Consider the following 21,938-nt stretch of genomic DNA (forward strand, 5'->3'; position numbering starts at 1 on the left):
TACGGGTTGGTAATTTCATAGTGTTTCCGCAGTCATAGCGGAGGGGAAACACCCGGTCCCATTCCGAACCCGGTAGTTAAGCCCTCCTGCGCCGATGGTACTGCACTGGTGACGGTGTGGGAGAGTAGGTCGCTGCGGGACTATTATTCCCTGAAAGGGCTTGTGATGGGGGCACATCGTATGTGCTCAAATCACAAGCCCTTTTCGGCGTGTCCATAGGAGGAATCAGGTGTCCAGGTTCGGGGAACGTCCCGGCGACCGTCAGCGTGGCCAGGGAGACCGACCGCGCCGTTCCGATGGTGGTCCAGCCCAGAGCGATCGCAAGCCATCCAGTGGTGGTCGTGCGACCGGTGCAGAGCGCGCGGCGGGTTATCCGCGGCGCGATGACAAGAACGCCCCCAGCTCGGCCGATCGGCCGAAGCGCGACCAGCGCGGGTCCTCCGGCGGCGGTGACCGTCGCGACTTCAAGTCCCGCGACGACCGTCCGCGCTACGACAAGCCTCGTGGCACCGGCAGCTCCGGCAGTGGTGGCGGGTACCCCCGTCGCGACGACCGCGCGGGCAGCGGTTCCGGCGAGCGTCGTGAGTACAAGCCGCGCACCGAGGGCAGCGGCGGCTACCCGCGTCGGGACGACCGCTCCGGCGGTGGCGAACGGCGCGAGTACAAGCCCCGTGACGACCGTTCCGGTGGCGGTGAACGCCGCGAGTACAAGCCGCGCGACGACCGTCCCCGCTACGACAAGGCGCGTGACGACCGCGGTGGCAGCACCTACCGCAAGGACGACGCCCCGCGCGGCGGCGGCTACCAGCGCACCGGCGGTTCCGGTGGGTCGGGCAGCTCCTACAAGCGCGACGACCGCGGTGGCGACAGCCGTCCGGACTTCCGCTCGCGCAACGGCGGCACCCACCAGCGCGACAACCGCGACGGCCGCCCCGACTTCCGGCCCCGCGTCACGGGATCCGGCAGCAGCTTCAAGCGCGACGACCGCTCCGGCGGCGGCGAGCGCCGCGAGTACAAGCCCCGCACCGAGGGCAGCACCAGCTACCCGCGTCGGGACGAGCGCGGCGGCATCTCCAGCAACGGCAACAGCCGCTACCGCAGCACGGACGACAAGCCGCGCGACGACCGCTCCAGCGGCGGCGACCGTCGGGAGTTCAAGCCCCGCACCGGTTCCAGCGGCTACCAGCGTGACGACCGCCCCCGCTACGAGAAGTCGGGGGACGACCGCGGCGAGCGTCGCGAGTACCCGGCCCGCGACAGCGCTCCGCGTCGTGACGACAGCGGTCGCAGCGGCTACCAGTACCGCGACGACAAGTCCGCGGGCGGTGAGCGGCGCGAGTACAAGCCCCGCGAGGACCGCGGTGGCGACCGTCGTGAGTACAAGCCGCGCACCGAGGGCAGCGGCGGCTACCCGCGTCGGGACGACCGCTCCGGCGGTGGCGAGCGCCGCGAGCACAAGCCGCGCACCGAGGGCGGTGGCGGCTACCCGCGTCGGGACGACCGTGCGGGCACCGGCGAGCGCCGCGAGCACAAGCCGCGCGACGACCGCGCGAGTGGTGGCGAGCGTTCGGACTACAAGCCGCGCGACGACCGCTCGGGCAGTGGCGAGCGCCGCGAGCACAAGCCCCGTGACGACCGCGGCCCGAGCAGCTACCAGCGGGACGACAAGCCGCGCTACGAGCGCGCGGGCGAGCGTCGCGAGTCCCCGGCTCGCGAGGACCGTCCCCGGCACGAGAAGCCGCGGCACACGAAGCCCCGCGAGGACTCCCCCCGTGAGGACCGCAAGGACGACAAGCGCGACGAGCGCAGCCGTCAGCGGGCCGCCCGGTTCCAGGAGCGCACCCCCCAGTACGGGTCGGGTGAGGCGTCCGAGGCCACCGGGTCGGACGAGACGCCCGTCGCCGTAGCGGCGGACGCCGACGTCGAGGGCGTGGACGCCGTCGAGGCGCCCGAGCAGGAGTCCGCTCCCGCCGCTCCCGCCGCCGAGGAGGGCTACCAGCGGGCGCGTGCGCCCGAGCTGCCGCCCGAGGCGGACATCTCGGCGCTCGACCCGGAGATCAAGGGCGAGCTGCGGGGCCTGCCCAAGGGTCTCGCGGAGATCGTCGGCAGGCACCTGGCCGCCGCGGGCCTCCTGGTCGACACCGACCCGGTGCTCGCGCTGGAGCACGCCCGCTACGCCCGCGGCAAGGCCGCGCGCATCGGCGTCATCCGCGAGGCCGCCGGCCTCACCGCGTACCACGCGGGCGAATGGGCCGAGGCGCTGTCCGAGCTGCGTGCCGCGCGGCGCATGTCCACCGGCACCGGCCACGTCGCCGTGATGGCGGACTGCGAACGCGCGCTCGGCCGCCCCGAGCGGGCGCTGGAACTCGCCCGCGAGGTCCAGGGCCAGCCGCTGTCGCCGGACGAGGCCGTGGAGCTGCGGATCGTCGCGGCGGGCGCCCGTCGCGACATGGGCCAGTTCGACGCCGCCGTGGTCGCGCTCCAGGGCGCCGACCTCGACGCCAAGCGCCGCGACCCGTGGAGCGCCCGGCTGTTCTACGCCTACGCGGACAACCTGGAAGCGGCGGGTCGCGCCGAGGAATCCGTACAGTGGTTCCTCCACGCGGCGGAAGCCGACGACGAGAACGAGACCGACGCCGCCGAGCGCGCGTTCGGGCTCGGGATCATCGAAGAAGACGACGACGAGGAGAACGCGGAGCAGTGACCGAGACGTTGTTGGCACGCTACGACGCCCTGCTGCTCGACCTCGACGGCACCGTGTACCGGGGCAGGGAACCGGTACCGGGTGCGGCTGACGCCGTCGCCTTCGCCCGCTCGCAGGGCGTCGGCATCAGGTACGTGACCAACAACGCCTCGCGCGCTCCGCAGCCCGTGGTGGACCACCTCGTCGAGATCGGCTTCCAGGCCGCCCTCGACGAGGTGAGCACCAGCGCGCAGGCGGCGGCGGCGATGCTGGCCGAACGCCTGCCCGCCGACACCGCCGTCCTGGTCCTCGGCACCGAGGCCCTGGCGGACGAGGTCCGCACCGTCGGCCTGCGCCCCGTGCGGGAGGTCACCGACGAGGTGGCCGCCGTCGTGCAGGGCCTCTCCCACGACATGGGCTGGCGCGAACTCGCCGAAGCCTGCGTCGCGATCCGCCGAGGGGCCCTGTGGGTGGCCTGCAACGCGGACGTCACCCTCCCGACGGAACGCGGCCTGCTGCCCGGTTGCGGCGCGTTCGTCGCGGCCCTCAAGGCCGCCACCGACCGCGAACCGCTGATCGCGGGCAAACCCGCCACCCCGCTGCTGGAACAGGCCGCCAAGTCGCTCGGCGCGGAACGGCCCCTCGTGGTCGGCGACCGCCTCGACACCGACATCGCGGGAGCCGTCAACGCGGGCATGGACTCGCTGCTCGTGCTCACCGGCGTCTCCACCGAGGCCGAGGCGCTGGCGCTGCCCGCCGACCGCAGGCCGACCTACATCGCCGCCGACCTCTCGGTGCTGCTGGGCCAGTAGCCCTGATCCGACCGCCCTGGTCTGGTGTGGACACGTCCACACCAGACCAGGGCGGTTGTGCTTGTCCGACCACGGTGGACTGTCGGGAGCTGCCCGTCGTCGTGCGGTGGGACCCGGGAGTTCGCTGGGAACTCCCCCCTGCCCGGCTGGGCTCCCGGCGCTCGTCCACGGGGTTCGCGCCGGTTTCCCAGCGGACTCCCAGGAAACGCCCAGGGGAGCGCGATTCGGCGCGCATACGTTGTCCCCCATGGGAAACGGGAAGACACAGGAAGTCCTGGCCGGGGCGGTGACCGGGGTGCTGGCGTTCGTCGCCGCGGGAGTCGTGGCCGCTGTCGGGGTGGCACTGCTCGGTGTCGGGTCGGTCGTCGGCCACGCGGTCGCCGTCGTGGCGTCGGCCGTCGGGACGCCGCTGACGCTGGTGCCGAACCTGCCCCGCGCGGGGACGGCGCTGGAGGTCGACGTGCGGCTCCACGCCGTCGCCACGGGGGTCGCCGCGGTCGGCGTCCTGGTTCTCGTGCTGGGTTTCCGCCGTCAGGCGGGTGCGGGGGCGATGGTCGGCGCCGCCGCCGCGGTCGCCGTGCTGGTCGGCTCCTCGACCGCGGCGACGGCGAGCGCCGCGCTGTCCGCCGAGCCGCTGTCCGCCGAGCCGCTGTCCGCCGTGCTGCTCGCCGGTCTCGGCGTCGTCGCGGTCTGGGCGCTCTGCCGCGCGCCCTCGGCGCTGCGCCCCGCCCTCTCGGCCACCTCGCTGGTGCTGGGCGTGGCCGCGGTGGTCACGACCGCGGCCGGTGCCGTGGTGGCCCAGCGCCAGGACGCCCGCGCCGTGGGGGCCGTGCTGCTGGGCGGGCCGAGCGCGCTGTTCGCGGCGATCACCGCGGGCCTCGGCGTGCCCTGGTCGGTCGACGTCGACCCGCGGGTCACCGGGCTGCTCGGCGGGGTGCTGCCCGACCTGCCGTCGACGGACCTGCCGACCTGGCCGTTCACCGCGCTGGCCTGCGTGCTGCTGCTGGTGTGCGGGACGGTGGCCGCGGCCAGGGCACCTGTCTCGGGCGCGACGGACCTGGTGCTGCGCAACGCCGCCGCGCTGGGGCTGGTCTTCGGCGCCGCGTCGGCCGTGATGGTGCTGGCGGCGTCGCCGGACCTGGACCTGCTGGTGTCGGCGCGGGGGTTCGTCTTCCTGGAGACCACAGCCGGCGTGGGCGGACCGGTCTGGACCGCGGTGGCGCTGGGGCTGGTCGCGGGCGCGTCGGCCGGTGCCCTCGGCGCGCTGCTGCTGGTCGCCGTCCGGCGCGCGGACGGCCCGTACCCTGGTCGAACCGGCTCGGGGGAAGTCTTCGGGGGAGTTGCGGATGGCGTCCAGGGAACACCACGGGCAGCGGGCGACCCGGCTGCTGGTGGTCGAGGACGACCCGACGCTGCGGGAGCTGCTCGCGGCGAGCCTGCGGTTCGCCGGGTTCGAGGTCGCGACGGCGGTCGACGGCGCGGCAGCCCTGGAGCTGGCCGGGCGTGAGCCGCCCGCGCTCGTCGTGCTGGACGTGATGCTGCCCGACATCGGTGGTCTCCAGGTGCTGCGGCGGTTGCGCGCCGCGCACGGCGAGGACCTGCCCGTGCTGTTCCTCACCGCCCGCGACACCCCGGAGGACAAGGTCGAGGGCCTGTCGGCGGGCGGGGACGACTACGTCACCAAGCCGTTCCGGCTGGAGGAGCTGATCGCCCGCATCCACGCCGTCCTGCGCCGCGCCGGGCGGTCGGCGCGGGCCGTCGGCGCCCCGCTCGCCGTGGGCGACCTGGAACTGGACCCGAACGCCCACCTGGTGACCCGCGGCGGTGAGCGCGTGGAGCTGTCGCAGACCGAGTTCAAGCTCCTGCGGTACCTCATGGAGCACGCCGACCAGACCGTGGCGAAGTCGCGGATCGTGCGGGACGTGTGGAACTACGACTTCGGCGGCGACCCGAGCATCGTCGAGTCCTACGTCAGCTACCTGCGGAGGAAGGTCGACCGCGGCGACCGGAAGCTGATCCACACCGTGCGCGGCGTCGGCTACGTCCTGCGCACCCCGAGGCCGTGACCGTGCTCGGCCGCGTCCCGCTCAGCGCCCGCCTGCTGGTGATGACGTCGGCGCTGCTGGCCGTCGGGATGGTCGCCGCGGGCGCGCTGGTGCTGGCGTCGCTGCGCGAACCGCTGGTCGCGCGGGTGGACAGCCAGGTGGGGGTGGCGGCCGAACTGGTGTCGCGGTTCTCGCCGGAGGCGATCGGCGCGCTGCGGCCGGAGGTGCCCGCGAGCACGACCAGCGCCCTGGACCTCGTGTCCGACGTCACCGTCGTCTACTCGTTCGCGGACGGCCGCCCGGACCGGGCGTTCCGGATCGGGGCCGCGGGCGCCGACCCGCCGGTGGCCGCGTTCGACCCCGACGAGTGGCGGGTCGTCGCCGTGCCCGCGCGCTACCAGGGGGGTGACGGCGTGACCGTCACCGTCGCCGGGTCGCTGCGGGACGTGGACGCGATCGTCGACCGGGTCCGGACGACCTGCTACCTGATCGGATCGGTGCTGCTGGCGCTGCTCACGGGGCTGGGGTACCTCGTGCTGCGCGCGGGGTTGAGGCCGCTGCGGCAGATCGAGGCCACGTCGGCGGCCATCGCGGCAGGGGACACCGGTCGCCGGGTGCCCGCCGTGGCGGCACCCACGACGGAGGTCGGCAGCCTGGCCGCCACGGTCAACGGGATGCTGGACCGCCTCGACCGGGCGGCGGAGGCGCGGGCCGAGTCGGAGGCCAGGACCCGGCGGTTCGTGGCCGACGCGGGCCACGAGCTGCGGACCCCGCTCGCGGGCATCAGCGGGTCCACCGAGCTGTACCGGATGGGGGCGCTGCCGGAGCGGGCGGACGTGGACCGCACGATGGACCGGATCGAGCGGGAGTCGCGGCGGCTGGAGCGGCTGGTGGACGACCTGCTGCTGCTGGCCCGCTTCGACGAGGCCGCGCCGGTGCCGCGCCTGGAACCGATGGACCTGCGGGCGGTGGCCGTGGACGCGCTGCACGACCTGCGCGCGCTGGACCCGACCCGGCCGACGACGCTCACCGGTCCCGGCGGGGGCGCGGTCGGACCGGCGCCGGTGCTGGGCGACGAGGCGCGGCTGCGCCAGGTCGTCACGAACCTGGTCGGCAACGCGGTCCACCACACGCCCGCGGGGACGGCCGTGCGCGTCGGCGTGGGCACGGTCGACGGCTGGGGCGTGATCGAGGTGGCCGACACGGGACCGGGGCTGTCCGACGACCAGGTCGACCGGGTCTTCGAGCGGTTCTACCGGACCGACGGGTCCCGGAGCCGGGTGGACGGCGGAGGGGCCGGTCTCGGGCTGGCCATCGCGAAGACGCTCGTGGTGGCGCAGGGCGGTCGGCTGACCGTCACCACCGCGCCGGGCGGGGGAGCGGTGTTCACCATGGCCCTCCCCGGTGCGAGCTGACCGCGGCGGGCTCGGCACGCCGGGGTCGACGGGCCGTCCACCCCGCCGAGGCCCGCTCGACACCCCGTGCCCGCACAGGGTTCACCCCCGTTTCTACGTGGGCCGCGCCCGGTCGGTTCACCCCCGGCGCGGGAAGCGCCCTACGCCACTCTCGCGCGTGTTCCCGCACGCCGATCAGCTACCGTGAACGCGTGAACGTCGACGTTCCCCTGCCCGGTCCGCCGGTCGACCCCGTGGTGGGGATCGACTCGGCCATCGCCGGCCTGGAGGGCTTGGAGCACCTGGAGATCGTGGACCACGTGGCGAGGTTCGACATCGCGCACACGGCGCTGACCGCGGCGCTGTCGAGCATCGACAAGGTCTGATCCGGTGCCTCGTAGGTCTCGGCTCGACGCCGAGCTGGTGCGGCGCGGCCTCGCCCGGTCCCGTGAGCACGCCAGCCAACTGGTCACCGACGGTCGGGTCACCGTGCGCGGCACGGTCGCCACGAAACCCGCCACCGCCGTCGAGATCGACGCCGCGGTGGTCGTGCGCGCCGACGTGGACGACCCGAACTGGGCGTCACGGGGCGCGCACAAGCTCGTGGGCGCGCTGGAGGCGTTCTCCGACATCGCCGTGGACGGCGCCCGCTGCCTGGACGCGGGCGCGTCCACCGGCGGCTTCACCGACGTGCTGCTCCGCGCGGGCGCGCGGCAGGTCGTGGCCGTCGACGTCGGCCGCGGGCTGCTGGACTGGCGGCTGCGCACCGACGAGCGGGTCGTGGTGAAGGACAAGACGAACGTCCGCGCGCTCACGCCGGAGGACGTCGGGGGGCCGGTCGACCTGATCGTCGCCGACCTGTCGTTCATCTCCCTCAAGCTGGTGCTGCCCGCGCTCAAGTCCTGCCTGGAGCCGGACGGCGACCTCGTGCCTATGGTCAAGCCGCAGTTCGAGGTCGGCAAGGAGCGGCTCGGGTCCGGCGGGGTCGTCCGCGACCCCGAACTGCGGGCCGACGCCGTGCTCACCGTGGTCGCCGCGGCCGCCGAACTGGGGCTGCGCCTGCACGGCGTCATCGCCAGTCCGCTGCCGGGGCCGTCCGGGAACGTCGAGTTCTTCGTCCGGCTGCGGCTGGGCGACCCCCTGGACGCGGAAGCCGCCGCCGCGCTCGTCCGAACCGCTGTCGCGGAAGGGCCCCAATGACCGATCGGGAAGTGCTCCTCGTCGTCCACACCGGGCGGCAGAGCAACATCAAGCTGGCCATGGAAGTGGCGCTGCGCTTCGCGGAGGCGGGGGTGCGGCTGAGGCTCCTCGACGAGGAGGCCCCGCAGCTCTACCCGTGCTGCTCCATGAGCATCGTGCCCGCCGACGACAAGGCCGCCGAGGGCACCGAACTCGTGTTCGTGCTGGGCGGTGACGGCACGCTGCTGCGCGCGGCCGAACTCGCCCGCGCGGCCGGGGTGCCGGTGCTGGGCGTGAACCTCGGCCGGGTCGGGTTCCTCGCCGAGGCCGACTCGGACATGCTGCACGAGGCCATCACGCACGTGATCGACCGGCAGTACCACGTCGAGGAGCGGATGACGGTCGACGTGACCGCCTCCGTCAACGGCGTCGAGCTGGTGCGGACGTGGGCGCTCAACGAGGCCAGCGTCGAGAAGAGCTCCCGCGAGCGCATCCTCGACGTGGTGGTGGAGATCGACGGCCGCCCGGTGTCGGCGTTCGGCACCGACGGCGTGCTGTGCGCGACGCCGACCGGGTCGACCGCCTACGCGTTCTCCGCGGGCGGGCCGGTCGTGTGGCCGGACGTGCAGGCGCTGCTGGTGGTGCCGAGCAACGCGCACGCCCTGTTCGCCCGGCCGCTGGTCGTGTCGCCGCGGTCCACCGTGGCGTTCGAGGTCGACCCCAACGGCCACCCCGCCGTGCTGTGCTGCGACGGCCGCCGGACCTACGACCTGCCCGCCGGGACGCGGGTCGAGGTCGCGGGCGGTGAGACGCCCATCAAGCTCGTGCGGCTGCGGGAGGGACCGTTCGCCGACCGGCTGGTGGAGAAGTTCTCGCTGCCGGTGCAGGGCTGGCGCGGACCATCGGTCGGCTGACGGCACCGCTGGGACACGCGGTCGTGACCGGATTCGCCTCCCGAGGCACCCCTCTGTCGGTGCGTGCGGCTAGGGTTCGCCCTGTGTTGGCCGAGATGCGCATCCAAGGCCTCGGTGTGATCGATGAGGCAACCCTGGAACTCGATGCCGGGTTCACCGTCGTGACCGGCGAGACCGGTGCGGGCAAGACCATGGTCGTGACCGGGCTCCACCTGCTGGGTGGTGGTCGGGCCGAGGCGTCGAGAGTGCGCACCGGTGCCGACAAAGCCGTGGTGGAGGGCCGTTTCAGGGCACCCGCCGGCAGCCCGGCCGCGAAGGTCGCCGATGAGGTCGGCGGCGAACCGGACGAGGACGGCACCGTGATCGCGGTGCGCACGGTCGGGGCGGACGGCAGGTCGAGGGCCCACCTCGGCGGTCGCTCGGTGCCGGTCGGCGTGCTCGCGGAACTCGCGGAGCAGCTCCTCGCCGTGCACGGGCAGAACGACCAGTTGCGGCTGCTGCGGCCGTCGGAGCAGCGGGCGGTCCTCGACCGGTTCGCGGGCGACGACGTGGCCGAGCCGCTCGGGCAGTACCAGCGGCTGCGCGAGGAGTGGCTGCGCGTCGCGAACGAACTCACCGAGCGCTCCGAGCGCTCCCGTGAACTGGCCCGCGAGGCGGACCTGCTGCGCCACGGGCTCGACGAGATCGAGTCGGTCGCCCCCAAGCCGGGGGAGGACGTCGAACTCGTCGACGAGGCCCGCAGGCTCGCGGACGCCGACCAGCTGCGCGAAGCCGCGACGGGCGCGCAGTACGCGGTCAGCGGCGCGGCCGACGGCGACCCGGACAACCCCGGCGCGCTGGGGCTGATCGGTGAGGCCCGCAGGCGCGTGGCGACGTCGGAGGACCCGGCGCTGCGCGGGCTGGAGGCGCGGCTGATCGAGGCCGCCGCCGTGCTGGCCGACGTGGGCTCCGAGATCACCTCGTACCTCGACCACCTCGACGCCGACCCGAACCGCCTCGAGACGGTGCTGGCCCGGCAGTCCGAGCTGAAGCACCTGACCCGCAAGTACGCCGCCGACATCGACGGCGTGATCGCGTGGGCCGAGAACGCGACCGAGCGGCTGTCGACGCTCGACACCTCCGACGAGGCGCTGGCCGCGCTGGCCGCCCGCCGGGACGAGCTGGCCGCCGAACTCGCGGTGTACGCGACCCAGGTGTCCGAGGCGCGCGCGAGCGCCGCCGAGGAACTGGGCAAGGAGGTGTCGGACGAGCTGACCGGGCTCGCGATGCCGCACGCGAACATCGAGGTCGCCGTGCACCCCCGTGCCGCCGAGAAGGGCGACGCGCAGGCGTTGCAGGTCGGGAAGGTGCTGCTGCACGCGGGTGCCAGCGGCGTGGACGAGGTCGAGCTGCGCCTCATCGCGCACCCCGGTGCCCCCGCGCTGCCGGTGCACAAGGGCGCGTCCGGCGGTGAGCTGTCACGGGTGATGCTCGCGCTGGAGGTCGTGCTCTCGCACTCCGACCCGGTGCCGACGCTGGTGTTCGACGAGGTCGACGCCGGGGTCGGCGGTCGGGCCGCGGTGGAGGTCGGCAGGCGGCTCGCCCGCCTGGCGCGCAGCCACCAGGTCATCGTCGTCACCCACCTCCCGCAGGTCGCGGCGTTCGCGGACCGGCACCTGGTGGTGGACAAGACGGCGGACGGGATCCTCACGCGCAGCGGCGTCCGGGTGCTGGACGAGTCGGAGCGCGTGGTGGAGCTGGCCCGCATGCTCGCGGGCATGGACTCGACGGACACCGGCCGCGCGCACGCCGTGGAACTGCTCGCGGCGGCCAAGGCGGACAAGGACAGCGCCCCGGTCGTGCGGCGCAAGACGCGTAAAAAGGTCACATGAATCCAGCCGGGATGAACCGACGCCTCATCGGAGCGGTCGCGCTGGCGCTGGGCGCGGTCGCGACGATCGGTGGCGTCCTCCTGCCGCTCTACCGGGAGACCCGGACCTTCCCTGGGCAGAACTCGTCCCTGGTCGTGACGGCGTTCGGCAGCACCGGCGCGGGGGCGTCCAGCCCCGGCTTCGGGGTTCCGCTCGTGCTCGCCGCCCTCCTGCTGCTCGTGGCCGCCGCGCTGGTGTTCCGCGAGACCCCGTCGACGCCGCTCGGGCGGATGACGGCCATCGCGGGCGCCGCCGTGCTGCTGGGCGTGGCCTGGTCGGTCTACCTGTTCGTCACGAACCAGGCGGCCGTCGCGGTCGTGTCCGTGCCACCGGGCGGGCAGCTCGTGCAGACGCTCGACGTCGGCCTGGTGCTGCTCGGCGTCGGGTGGGTCGTCGGCACGCTCGGCGCCGTCCTCGTGCAGGACCTGCCCGAGGCGGACACGGCCCAGGCGGAGCTGAGGGAACGCGCCGAGCGCGTCCGCGAGAGGGTCCGCGCCCCCGAGGAGTCGCGGGAGACGGTCCGGACGCCCGCGCGCGACCCCGAGCCGGAACGCGAGCGGGAACCCGCGCGCTCCGCGTCCGGCCGTCGGCGCAGGCACGCCCTGCGGGAACGCGACGAGGAGCCGGAGAACGACGAGGCGGTCATCTACAAGCTGCCGGACGTGTCCGTCGACGACGTGGACACCCCGCCGCTGGGCTTCCCGCCCGCCGAGTTCGGTCCCTCGGAACCGGAGGAACCGGAGTCGTACGGCTTCCCGCCCGAGGAGTTCGGGCCGCAGGGCCCGGAGGACGAGCCGGAGCCGACCACCCGCGTGACCCTCGACCCGGTCGACCCGCCCCGTCGCTCGTGAGGCAGCGGCTCGGCGTGTTCTCGTTGCTGGCGGGCGCGGTGCTCGTGCTGGTGGGGTCGCTGCTGCCGCTGTACCGCCAGGCCTACCGGCTCGCCGAGCAGCTGGAGTTCGAGGTGACGGCCTGGAACGTCCGCACCATCACCGGGCCGCAGCCCGACAGCGACGAGTTCCGGTCCTCGGTGCAGTACGGCGTGCCGCTGGCCGCCGCCGCCGCGGTGCTCGTGCTGGCCGCGCTGTTCCTGGGTCACCGCCGGCTCGGTGCGGCGGCGCGGTTCCTCGCGGCGGGTGTGCCGCTGATGCTGGTCGGCGCCGTGTGGGTCGTGCTCCAGGTGTACCTGCGGCTGGCCGAGGGCAACCGCCGCGTCGACCCGATCACCCTCACCTCGCCGGGGCTCGGCCTGTGGATCCTCGGCCTCGCCTGCCTGGTCGCCCTCGCCGGGGGTGTCCTGGTGCAGCGCGTGCCGGACCGCGCCGAGCCCGAGCCGGACCCCGAGGCCGCGGTGGTCCACCGGCTGCCCGACGCGGAGGACCGCGAGCAGGTCTCGTAGTGCTGTGCGTCCCCGACCGGCGTTCGGGCAGAGTGGGGGACGAGTGGAGCTCGGACCGTCGAGTGGGGGCGCGGTGGAACAGGCGGACGTCGGGGGAGGTCCTGCGCGCGGGAGCGGGGAGACGACGCGGGTGAGGTTCGTGGTGGGCGCGGCGGCGCTGGGCGCGGGCGCGGTGCTCGCGGCCGTCGGGGCGACGTTGCCGGTGTTCGAGCAGATCCTGATCTTCACCCCCGGTCGGGAGACGTTCTCGATGACCCTCTGGGGCTACGAGTCGTCGATCGACACCATCGAGCTGGACGAGGGCGGGATCGAGTTCGGGGTGCCGGTGGTCGCGTCGGCGGTGCTGCTCGCCGTGTCGGCGCTGCTGGTGCTGGCCGCGCCGAGGCTCCCGGTCGGGATCACCCGGCCCGTGGCCGTCGCCGCGATCGGGTCGGCCGCCGTGCTGACCGGCTCCGTGTGGACCGTGGGCCAGGTCGTGCTGAGGGGTGTGCGGGGCATGGGCGGCGGCGCGGACGAGGGGATGGAGACGGTCGTCGGTGCGGGCACGGGCGTGCTGGTGCTCGCCTGCGTCGTCGCGCTGGCGGGAGGGCTGCTGGTGCAGCCGTGGTCGGCGCGGGAGCGCGCGCCGCGACCGGAACCCGCGGGAGCGGTGGTCTACCGGCTGCCCGACGACGAGGCGGACACGCCCACACCGCCGTTCGGGACCCCCGCTCCCGGCACCGCCGGGGGTGGCTCGTGAAGCGGATCGCCGGCGTGGTCCTGCTGCTCGCGGGCGCGGTGCTGACGGCGGCGGCGTCGTCGCGGCCGCTGTACGAGACGAAGCGCTTCGACAGCGGGTACCGGTCCGGGGCGCGGTTGACCCCGTGGGGCGGCGAGTACACCACCCCCGGCGGTGCGGTCGAGGTCGACCCGTTCCCGATCCTGCTCGGCGTGCCGTCGGTCGTGGCGGCGGTGCTGCTGGTGCTCGTCGCGGTCCTGGAACTCGTCTCGGCGCGGATCCCGGCCCGCGCGGCACCGGCGGTCGGGGTGGCCGCGGTCGTGGCCGCCGCGCTGCTCGTCGGCACGGTGTGGAGCATGTGGCAGATGGTCCTGTCGGCGATTTCGCGGGAAGACCCCATCGGGGGGAGCGCCGTGACCGTGGTGGGCTCCGGGATGGTGCTGCTGCTGATCGCGGCCCTCGTCGCGGTGGCGGGTGCCCTGCTGGTCCAGCGGCGGCCGGAGCCCGCGGTCGCCTACCAGGTTCCGTTCGACGACGACACCGATACCCCTCCGATGGGGACACCGATTCACCCATCAGTGTCCACAGAGGAATCATCACCCGGCTGAGCTGCTGAGACCGGTCGGCGTGGCTCCGGTGCGCTCGCCCGTGGATCAGCCACCATCGGGTCCATGAAGCTCTCCGGGTTGCTCAGCCGCACGAACCACGACCTGCCGGGTGCCATCGGCGTCGCTCGGGTCGACCGCCGCGCGGGCGACCTGCTGAGGCGGCTCAGCCCCGGCGACGTGGCGGTCCTCGACCAGGTCGACATCGACCGCCGCACCGCGGAGGCGCTCGTCGCCGCCGAGGTGGTCGGGGTGGTGAACGCCTCGCCGTCGATCTCCGGCCGGTTCCCGAACCTGGGGCCGGAACTGCTGATCGAGGCGGGCATCCCGCTCATCGACAACGTCGGCAGCGCGGTGCTGCGCGACGTCAAGGACGGCACGAAGCTGCGGCTGCTCGACGGCGTCGTCTACGTCGGCGAGACCGAGGTCGCGCGCGGCGACGAGCAGAACGCCGAGTCCATCGCCGACGCCATGATCGAGGCCAAGGCGGGCATGGCCGCGCAGCTGGAGGCGTTCTCCGCCAACACCATCGAGTTCCTGCGCCGCGAGCGCGCCCTGGTGCTCGACGGCATCGGCGTGCCCGAGCTGTACGTGCCGATGCGCGACCGGCAGGTGCTGGTCGTCGCGGGCGGCCCGAGCCACGCCGACGAGCTGCGGCGGCTGCGCAAGTACATCCGCGAGTACCGGCCGGTGCTGGTGGGCGTCGACGCGGGCGCGGACACGCTGTTCCACGCGGGCTACGAGCCGGACGTCATCGTCGGCGACCCGGACGGCATCGGCACCGCCACGCTGAAGGCGGGCAAGGAGGTCGTCGTGCCCGCGCAGACCGACGGCCACGCGCCCGGCCTGGAGCGCATCCAGGACCTCGGCATCGGCGCGGTGACGTTCCCGTCCTCCGGCAACGCCGAGGACCTCGCGCTGCTCATCGCCGAGGCGCACGGTGCGGGCCTCGTCGTGACCGTCGGCGTCCAGGCGGGCCTGCGGGAGTTCCTCGACCGCGGCCACTCGGGCTCCAACCCGTCCACGTTCCTCACCCGGCTCAAGCTCGGCAGCAAGCTGGTCGACGGCGAGGCCGTCGTCGCCCTGCACCGCAGCCGGGTCTCGTTCGGCGTGATCCTCCTGCTGGTGCTGGCCGCCGTGCTCGCGATGGTCGCCGCGGTGGCCGTCTCCGGCGTCGGCCACGTCTACGTCGACATCGCCGTCGACGCGTTCCGCACCGTCTCCGACTGGTCGAAGGGGTTGTTCTCGTGATCTCCCTGCGCTACCACATCGTCTCGATCACGGCCGTCTTCCTGGCGCTCGCGGTGGGCGTCGTGCTCGGGTCGACCGCCATCAGCAGCAGGCTGCTGTCCGGCCTGAGCGACGACAACGGAGCCCTGGGCAAGCAGGTCGTCGACCTCCAGTCCGAGCGCAACGCGCTGAACGCCAGGCTGTCCGAGGCCGACCGCTTCGCCACCTCCGTCGGCCCGCTGTCGGTCAAGGGCCAGCTCGCCGACCGCACGGTCGTGCTGGTCACCACCGCCGACGCGCGTCCGGGCGACCGCGACTCGCTGGCCGCGCTGCTGCGCGCGGCAGGCGCGTCGGTCACCGGTGAACTCCAGCTCACCGACTCCTTCGCCGACCCCCGCAAGGCCGACCAGCTCCGCGACCTGGTCGCCCGCCTGCAACCCGCGGGCACCCAGCTGCCCACCGCGTCCGACCCCGGCACCCGCGCGGGCGGCCTGCTGGGCACCCTGCTGCTGCTCGGCAAGGACAGCGACGAACCCCAGGCCACCGCGGACGAGATCGCCTCGGCGCTCGGCGGGCTGACGGGCGCGGGCTTCGTGAAACCCGGCCAGGGCCTGCGCCCGGCGCAGCTCGCCGTCGTGCTCACCGGCGGCGCGGCCGTCGGCGACTCGGCCGGTGACCGCGCCGCGACCGTCGCCCGCTTCGCCATCCAGCTCGACCGCTCCGGCGCGGGCGCCGTGCTCGCGGGCGGCGCGGGCTCCGCCGACGGCACCGGCGGCATCGGCATCGTCCGGGCCGACACCGCGGCCACCTCCGTGCTGTCGACCGTCGACAACGCCGACTCGGCGGCGGGCCGCGTCGTCACGGTGCTCGCGCTGCGTGAGCAGCTCGACGGCAAGTCCGGCCGCTACGGCGTGGCGGGCAACGCCGAGTCCCCGGCACCAGGTCAGGCCGGTTGATTAACCCATTCGAGTGAAGTGCTCGCGTGGTGCGTGCGGTGGGGCCCGGCGCGCGCATGTTAGCGTTGTGGCCCGTGGACAGGGGTTATCCCCTTTCGGAAATCTTTCAGACCACGGGAGCCTCGTTGGTGCTTCAAGCACGTACAACCAAGCACGTCTTCGTCACCGGAGGCGTCGCGTCCTCCTTGGGCAAGGGGCTCACCGCTTCCAGCCTCGGCCAGTTGCTGACTTCCCGTGGTCTGCGGGTGACCATGCAGAAGCTCGACCCCTACCTCAACGTCGACCCCGGCACGATGAACCCGTTCCAGCACGGCGAGGTGTTCGTCACCGACGACGGTGCCGAGACGGACCTGGACATCGGCCACTACGAGCGCTTCCTCGCGCGCGACCTGTCCGGCGAGGCGAACGTCACGACCGGCCAGGTGTACTCCGAGGTGATCGCCAAGGAGCGCCGCGGCGAGTACCTGGGCGACACGGTGCAGGTGATCCCGCACATCACGGACGAGATCAAGCGCCGCATCCGCGCGATGGCCGAGCCGGACGCCGAGGGCCTGGTGCCGGACGTCGTCATCACCGAGGTCGGCGGCACGGTCGGCGACATCGAGTCGCTGCCGTTCCTGGAGGCCGCGCGGCAGGTGCGCCACGACGTGGGCCGCGACAACGTGTTCTTCCTGCACGTGTCGCTGGTGCCCTACCTGGCGCCGTCCGGTGAGCTGAAGACCAAGCCGACGCAGCACTCCGTCGCCGCGCTGCGCAACATCGGCATCCAGCCCGACGCGATCGTGTGCCGGGCGGACCGGGAGATCCCGGACGCGCTCAAGCGCAAGATCGGCCTCATGTGCGACGTCGACAACGAGGCCGTCGTCGCGGCCGTCGACGCCCGGTCGATCTACGACATCCCCAAGGTGCTGCACGGCGAGGGCCTCGACGCCTACGTCGTGCGCAGGCTCGACCTGCCGTTCCGCGACGTCGACTGGACCGTGTGGGGCGACCTGCTCGACCGCGTCCACAACCCGACCGAGACCGTGCGGGTGGCGCTGGTCGGCAAGTACGTCGACCTGCCCGACGCCTACCTGTCGGTCACCGAGGCCCTGCGCGCGGGCGGGTTCGCCCACCGCGCCAAGGTCGAGGTCGTGTGGGTGCCGTCCGACGAGTGCCAGACCCCGTCCGGCGCGGCGCACGCCCTCGCGGGCCTGGACGCCGTCCTCGTGCCCGGCGGCTTCGGCGTCCGCGGCATCGAGGGCAAGATCGGCGCCATCACCTACGCCCGCACCAGGGGCATCCCCGTGCTCGGCCTGTGCCTGGGGCTCCAGTGCATGGTCATCGAGTCGGCCCGCAACCTCGCCGGGATCGAGGACGCGGGTTCCGCCGAGTTCGAGGAGGGCGGCACGCCGGTCATCTCCACGATGGCCGACCAGCAGGACGTCGTCTCCGGTGAGCGCGACATGGGCGGCACCATGCGCCTCGGCGCGTACCCGGCCAAGCTGACCCCCGGTTCCGTGGTGGCCCGCGCGTACGGCTCGACCGAGGTGTCCGAGCGCCACCGGCACCGCTACGAGGTCAACAACGCCTACCGCGACAGGCTGTCCAAGGCGGGTCTGGTCTTCTCCGGCACGTCCCCCGACGGCAGGCTGGTGGAGTTCGTCGAGCTGCCCGCCGACGTCCACCCGTTCTTCGTCGCCACCCAGGCCCACCCGGAGCTGAAGTCCCGGCCGACCAAGCCGCACCCGCTGTTCGCGGCGTTCGTCAAGGCGGCCCTGGACTACCGGCTGGCCGACCGCCTTCCGGTGGAGCTGGCCGAGGTCACCACCGCGGGTGCCAAGTGACCGCCGCGGGAGCGCACGAGTTCCGCACCGTCGCCACGCGGGACGTGCACATCGGTCGCGTGGTCGGGCTCCGCGTCGACGAGGTGGCCATGCCGGGCGGCGGCACGGCGCTCCGCGAGGTCGTGGAGCACCTGGGCGCGGTCGCCGTCGTGGCACTCGACGACGACGGCCAGGTCGCGCTCATCCACCAGTACCGCCATCCGCTCGGGCACCGCCTGTGGGAGCTGCCCGCAGGTCTGCTCGACTCCCCGGACGAGGAGCCGGTCGAGGGTGCGCGGCGGGAACTGGCCGAGGAGGTGGGCCTGGCCGCGTCCCGATGGTCCACTTTGGTCGATGTTGCCGCGTCGCCCGGTTTCACCGATGAGGTGGTGCGGGTGTTCCTGGCGCAGGGATTGTCCACTGTGGATCGGGAGTTGCAGGGGGACGAGGAAGCCGATCTGGTGATCCGTCGTGTGCCGTTGGCGGAGGCGGTGCGGATGGCGTTGGCCGGGGAGATCGTCAACGGCGCGGCCGTGGGCGGGTTGCTGGCCGCGCAGGCGGTGATGGCGGGAGCTGAGGCGAGGCCCGCGGACGCACCGTGGCCGGACCGCCCGCACACGTTTGCGGCACGCGCGCAGGCTTGATCCTTCCCGAACTCGGGGCCGCCGTTGGTGGCCCCGAGTTTGTTTTACGAGGGTTCGGGATACTGTATGCAATCTTCATGAAGGGTATGCGCGGGGGAGGGGGACTGCGTACGGGGGCCGCGGTGTGAGGTGGTGCTCGGTAGGGCGGGCGGTGATGTCGGGGTGGTGCCGGGCAGGGCAGGTTGGTGCAGGGGGCAGGGTCGCGCGCGGGGCAGGGTCGCGCGGGGTGGTGTCGGCCGGAACGGTGTCGGGCGGAACGGTGTCGGCCGGGGTGGCGCCGGCAGGACGGTGTCGGCCGGGGTGGCGCCGCGCGGAACGGTGTCGGGTGGCGCGGGTAGGGCAAGGCGATGTGGAGCAGGGCGGTGTGGCCACGGGTTTTGTGCTAACTGGATGCGAGCTTCTGCATTCAGGATACTGTATGCAATCATTCTCTCCGGCGGGGTCTTGCGGCGGGTTGGTTCGGTGGTTGGCGGCGAGTTGGTGATCAGGCCGTCGGGTAACTGAAAAGTCGCACAGTTCGACGAGTTGGCGGCGCACAACCTCATGGCCGGATGGTGGGCCAATCGTTCTGGCTGCCTGGTGCGCATTTGTTGGAAATCTCAGCCAGGCTACCGGCGTCACGTCTTGGCAAGTCATCATTGCCGCATGAACTGGGATCTCCGCATTGTGCCCTGAACCTGTGGCCGATTTTGCTCGGGGGATTGACCCTTGCCCTCGTCGATCCAGAGGTTCCCGAGTCACCTCAGCCACCACCGCTGGAACTCGACAACGCCATGCGCCACACTCACCACCGGAGGGAGGCCAAGCCCATGACCCCGACCCGCCTGAGGAAAGCCGCAACCGGCCCCGTGGCCACAGCGGTAGCGGCAGCGGCAGCCGCCACGGCCCTCTACTTCACCAACCCGACCAACCCCGGCTCCTGGCTCCCGAGGTGCCCGTTCAACTTCCTCACCGGCCTGGACTGCCCGGCCTGCGGTTCGACCCGCATGGTCTACGCCCTGCTCCACGGAGACCTGTCGGCCGCCTGGCACTACAACCCGGTGATGCTCACAGCGGGCCTCCCGTTCCTGGCCTGGCTGTGGCTGAGGTGGTTCCGGGCCGATCGAAAAGGCGCCAGAACCACCCCTCTGCCCCCTCGGGTCGGGCAAGTGGTGATAGCGGTGGGCCTCACCTGGGCCATCACCCGGAACCTAATCGCGTAGCCGTCGCCCCTGGGCGTCCGTGCCGCCGTTGACGAGCAGCAGAATGCCGTCGACCAAAGCCCAGATCCCACATCCGCCGCACGTCAACAACTGCGCGATGGCCATTCCCGTGTGCCCGGTGTAGAAACGCCCGATCCCGAACGTCCCGATGAACAGTTGCAGAACCCCGGCGACGACCTTCGACTTGTCCGACAGCGGATACCCGGTCAACGGATCGATCCCGTACGGCGCGTACGGCACCTGGTAACCGGGCGCGGTCCCGTAGCCCTGCCCGTACCCCGGCTGCCCGTACCCCGGTTGCGCGTAGCCGGAGGTCCCGTAGCCGGACGTCCCGTGATCGGGCGCACCCCCGAACGGCGGCGGCGCGTACGGCGGCGGAGGCTGCTCGGCCAGGAACGGCGGGTGCGGCTGGGGAAGGTCGGTGAACAGCGAGCCCAGTTCCGCGACCGTCTGGGCGGCGGACGCGTAGGAGACGCGCTGCTCGTACTCGCCGATCTCGATCCGCCCGGCGGCGAAGTGGTCGTTGAGGGCGCGGATGGCTTCTTCGCGCTGCTGGTTGCCGATGCGCACGGGGTTCGGCTCGAAAGGTCCTGACACGGCCGGAACGGTAGTCGATGAGGCCTGGTGAGCACTGCCGAAACGCGCCGGAACACCACTACGGGCCTACTCTGGACCGGTGCTGGTCGGCGTTCCGCGCGAGGTGAAGAACCACGAGTACCGGGTGGCCGTGACGCCCGCCGGGGTCGTGGAGCTGGCACGCCGCGGTCACGAGGTCCTGGTCGAGACCGACGCGGGTGCGGGCTCGTCCATCCCCGACGGCGAGTTCGTCGCCGCGGGCGCGCGGATCGCGCCCTCCGCGGACGACGTGTGGGGCGAGTGCGAGCTGGTCCTCAAGGTCAAGGAGCCGGTGCCGGAGGAGTACCACCGGATGCGGCCCGGCCAGACGCTGTTCACCTTCCTGCACCTGGCCGCGAGCGCGGACTGCACCCGCGCGCTCGTCGCGTCCGGGATCAACGCCATCGCCTACGAGACCGTGCGGCTCCCGGACGGCTCGCTGCCGCTGCTGGCGCCGATGTCGGAGGTCGCGGGGAGGATGGCCGCGCAGGTCGGCGCGCACTGCCTGGAACGGGCGTCCGGAGGGCGCGGCGTGCTGCTCGGCGGTGTGCCCGGTGTGCCCGCGGGCAAGGTCGCGGTGATCGGCGCCGGGGTCGCGGGCCTGAACGCGGCGGCCATCGCGGTCGGGCTCCAGGCCGAGGTCGTGGTGCTGGACACGAACGTCAACCGGTTGCGGCAGATCGACTTCACCTACCGCGGCCACCTCCAGACCGTCGCCTCCAACGCCTACGAGGTCGAGAAGGCCTGCCGCTGGGCCGACCTGGTGATCGGCGCGGTGCTCGTGCCGGGCGCGAAGGCCCCGTCGCTGGTGAGCAACGACCTGGTGGCGGCGATGCGGCCCGGTTCGGTGCTGGTGGACATCGCGATCGACCAGGGCGGCTGCTTCGCGGACTCGCGGCCGACCACGCACGACGCCCCGACCTACCGGGTGCACGAGTCGCTGTTCTACTGCGTGGCGAACATGCCCGGCGCGGTCCCGCACACCTCGACCTGGGCGTTGACGAACGTGACCCTGCCCTACGCGCTGTCGTTGGCCGACAAGGGTTTCCGCCAGGCGGTGCTGGACGACCCGGCGCTGGCCAAGGGGGTCAACGTGGTGCGCGGGACGGTGGTCCTGCCGGAGGTGGCCCTCGCGCACGGCCTGCGCCACGGCTCACTGGCCGACCTCTGACGGCGCGACCCCGACGACACCTGCTCCGACGACGCGGCCCGGCGAAGTGACGCGGCCCGGCGAAGCGGCACGGCCCCCCTCACCACCCCACCCCTCCCACCCGGCATTCGAGACGGCGATTTCGCGACCGTCCGCGCCCCCGTCCGACCCGGATGTCCCTGTCGCGCAAGAACTCCCCGACCGCGCCGGGTGACGACGCCACTTCGTGACAATGAGGGTTTCGTGAACACGGGCGATCTTTCGGCGGCCGCGGGTACGGTGTCCGCACTTGAGTCCCACCGGAGCGGGAGGTACCGCGAACCGTGCCGAACTTGGACGAGCCGGAGCCCCCGGCCATCGAGCTCTCGGCGGTGCTCCACGCTTTGAGCGACCCGACCAGGCTGGCGGTGGTCCAGCAGATCGAGGCCGACGGGGAGCGCCTGTGCGGAGCGATGGCCGTGGACGTGGCCAAATCCACGTTGTCCCAACACCTGCGCGTGCTGCGGGAGGCCGGGATCACCCGGACCCGCTGCTGCGGCAACCAGCGCTGGGTGTCGCTGCGCCGCGATGACCTGGAACAGCTCTTCCCCGGACTGCTCGACGTGGTCCTGTCGGCCGCGGCCCGGATGGAGGCCGTGCACTGAACCGTTCGGTCCACGACCGGCGGAAAACGGTGC

General features: G+C 73.1%; 21 protein-coding genes and 1 rRNA gene. 21 read left to right on the forward strand and 1 reads right to left on the reverse strand.

Features of this window, described 5'->3' with window-relative positions; translation table 11 throughout:
- The first annotated feature begins 24 nt into the window (after nt 1-24).
- From rrf to VFZ92_RS03010, 19 genes are all read left to right on the forward strand, one after another.
- Nucleotides 25-141 (forward strand): 5S ribosomal RNA (gene rrf, locus VFZ92_RS02920).
- Between the two features lie 88 nt (nt 142-229).
- Nucleotides 230-2,704, forward strand: coding sequence for a hypothetical protein (locus tag VFZ92_RS02925; protein ID WP_330874096.1), 2,475 nt, complete (start codon nt 230-232; stop codon nt 2,702-2,704).
- Nucleotides 2,701-3,495, forward strand: a complete 795-nt coding sequence (locus VFZ92_RS02930) for an HAD-IIA family hydrolase (RefSeq protein WP_330874097.1) — start codon at nt 2,701-2,703, stop codon at nt 3,493-3,495. The genes VFZ92_RS02925 and VFZ92_RS02930 overlap by 4 nt, the downstream gene beginning before the upstream one ends.
- A 247-nt stretch (nt 3,496-3,742) precedes the next feature.
- The gene (locus tag VFZ92_RS02935; protein ID WP_330874098.1) at nt 3,743-5,002 is read left to right on the forward strand and encodes a hypothetical protein; all 1,260 of its coding nucleotides are present in this window, start codon (nt 3,743-3,745) and stop codon (nt 5,000-5,002) included.
- Nucleotides 4,887-5,561 carry a response regulator transcription factor gene (locus VFZ92_RS02940; protein ID WP_330874188.1) on the forward strand — a complete coding sequence of 225 codons (675 nt, stop codon included), beginning with the start codon at nt 4,887-4,889 and terminating at the stop codon, nt 5,559-5,561. Before VFZ92_RS02935 ends, VFZ92_RS02940 begins: the two co-directional genes overlap by 116 nt.
- The gene (locus VFZ92_RS02945; protein ID WP_330874099.1) at nt 5,558-6,955 is read left to right on the forward strand and encodes a HAMP domain-containing sensor histidine kinase; all 1,398 of its coding nucleotides are present in this window, start codon (nt 5,558-5,560) and stop codon (nt 6,953-6,955) included. The genes VFZ92_RS02940 and VFZ92_RS02945 overlap by 4 nt, the downstream gene beginning before the upstream one ends.
- 191 nt (nt 6,956-7,146) lie before the next feature.
- A complete protein-coding gene (locus VFZ92_RS02950; RefSeq protein ID WP_330874100.1) occupies nt 7,147-7,320 on the forward strand; it encodes a hypothetical protein in 174 nt (57 codons plus the stop codon).
- 4 nt (nt 7,321-7,324) lie between these two features.
- On the forward strand, nt 7,325-8,134 hold the full coding sequence (locus tag VFZ92_RS02955) for a TlyA family RNA methyltransferase (protein WP_330874101.1): 810 nt from the start codon (nt 7,325-7,327) through the stop codon (nt 8,132-8,134).
- Nucleotides 8,131-9,027: an NAD kinase gene (locus tag VFZ92_RS02960; RefSeq protein ID WP_330874102.1), complete on the forward strand. Its 897-nt coding sequence runs from the start codon at nt 8,131-8,133 to the stop codon at nt 9,025-9,027. The genes VFZ92_RS02955 and VFZ92_RS02960 overlap by 4 nt, the downstream gene beginning before the upstream one ends.
- Before the next feature lie 83 nt (nt 9,028-9,110).
- Nucleotides 9,111-10,898: a DNA repair protein RecN gene (gene recN, locus VFZ92_RS02965; RefSeq protein ID WP_330874103.1), complete on the forward strand. Its 1,788-nt coding sequence runs from the start codon at nt 9,111-9,113 to the stop codon at nt 10,896-10,898.
- Between the two features lie 11 nt (nt 10,899-10,909).
- Nucleotides 10,910-11,788, forward strand: a complete 879-nt coding sequence (locus tag VFZ92_RS02970) for a hypothetical protein (RefSeq protein WP_330874104.1) — start codon at nt 10,910-10,912, stop codon at nt 11,786-11,788.
- Nucleotides 11,785-12,336, forward strand: a complete 552-nt coding sequence (locus VFZ92_RS02975) for a hypothetical protein (protein ID WP_330874105.1) — start codon at nt 11,785-11,787, stop codon at nt 12,334-12,336. The genes VFZ92_RS02970 and VFZ92_RS02975 overlap by 4 nt, the downstream gene beginning before the upstream one ends.
- Before the next feature lie 130 nt (nt 12,337-12,466).
- Nucleotides 12,467-13,075, forward strand: a complete 609-nt coding sequence (locus VFZ92_RS02980) for a hypothetical protein (RefSeq protein WP_330874106.1) — start codon at nt 12,467-12,469, stop codon at nt 13,073-13,075.
- A complete protein-coding gene (locus VFZ92_RS02985) occupies nt 13,072-13,662 on the forward strand; it encodes a hypothetical protein (protein WP_330874107.1) in 591 nt (196 codons plus the stop codon). The genes VFZ92_RS02980 and VFZ92_RS02985 overlap by 4 nt, the downstream gene beginning before the upstream one ends.
- 63 nt (nt 13,663-13,725) lie before the next feature.
- Nucleotides 13,726-14,910, forward strand: coding sequence for a putative cytokinetic ring protein SteA (gene steA, locus VFZ92_RS02990; protein WP_330874108.1), 1,185 nt, complete (start codon nt 13,726-13,728; stop codon nt 14,908-14,910).
- Nucleotides 14,907-15,845, forward strand: a complete 939-nt coding sequence (locus VFZ92_RS02995) for a copper transporter (protein ID WP_330874109.1) — start codon at nt 14,907-14,909, stop codon at nt 15,843-15,845. The genes steA and VFZ92_RS02995 overlap by 4 nt, the downstream gene beginning before the upstream one ends.
- 125 nt (nt 15,846-15,970) lie before the next feature.
- Nucleotides 15,971-17,671, forward strand: coding sequence for a CTP synthase (locus tag VFZ92_RS03000; protein ID WP_330874110.1), 1,701 nt, complete (start codon nt 15,971-15,973; stop codon nt 17,669-17,671).
- Entirely contained in the window at nt 17,668-18,294 is a 627-nt protein-coding gene (locus tag VFZ92_RS03005) for an NUDIX hydrolase (protein ID WP_330874111.1), read from the forward strand. The genes VFZ92_RS03000 and VFZ92_RS03005 overlap by 4 nt, the downstream gene beginning before the upstream one ends.
- A gap of 848 nt (nt 18,295-19,142) precedes the next feature.
- Entirely contained in the window at nt 19,143-19,496 is a 354-nt protein-coding gene (locus VFZ92_RS03010; protein ID WP_330874112.1) for a DUF2752 domain-containing protein, read from the forward strand.
- Here VFZ92_RS03010 and VFZ92_RS03015 read toward each other — a convergent pair.
- The gene (locus VFZ92_RS03015; protein WP_330874113.1) at nt 19,485-20,093 is read right to left on the reverse strand and encodes an NINE protein; all 609 of its coding nucleotides are present in this window, start codon (nt 20,091-20,093) and stop codon (nt 19,485-19,487) included. The genes VFZ92_RS03010 and VFZ92_RS03015 overlap by 12 nt on opposite strands.
- Before the next feature lie 79 nt (nt 20,094-20,172).
- Here VFZ92_RS03015 and ald point away from each other — a divergent pair, with 79 nt between their 5' ends.
- Nucleotides 20,173-21,282, forward strand: a complete 1,110-nt coding sequence (gene ald, locus VFZ92_RS03020; protein ID WP_330874114.1) for an alanine dehydrogenase — start codon at nt 20,173-20,175, stop codon at nt 21,280-21,282.
- A gap of 302 nt (nt 21,283-21,584) precedes the next feature.
- On the forward strand, nt 21,585-21,905 hold the full coding sequence (locus VFZ92_RS03025; protein ID WP_330874115.1) for a metalloregulator ArsR/SmtB family transcription factor: 321 nt from the start codon (nt 21,585-21,587) through the stop codon (nt 21,903-21,905).
- Nucleotides 21,906-21,938: the final 33 nt, after the last annotated feature.

Origin of the sequence: Umezawaea sp. (genome assembly GCF_036375055.1) — a bacterium.
Classification (GTDB): domain Bacteria; phylum Actinomycetota; class Actinomycetes; order Mycobacteriales; family Pseudonocardiaceae; genus Umezawaea.

Bases quoted from the DNA above. Each gene is read 5' to 3' on its own strand.
- VFZ92_RS02935 (WP_330874098.1), top strand. From the start codon at position 3,743: ATGGGAAACGGGAAGACACAGGAAGTCCTGGCCGGGGCGGTGACCGGG.
- VFZ92_RS02960 (WP_330874102.1), top strand. From the start codon at position 8,131: ATGACCGATCGGGAAGTGCTCCTCGTCGTCCACACCGGGCGGCAGAGC.
- VFZ92_RS02970 (WP_330874104.1), top strand. From the start codon at position 10,910: ATGAACCGACGCCTCATCGGAGCGGTCGCGCTGGCGCTGGGCGCGGTC.
- steA (WP_330874108.1), top strand. From the start codon at position 13,726: ATGAAGCTCTCCGGGTTGCTCAGCCGCACGAACCACGACCTGCCGGGT.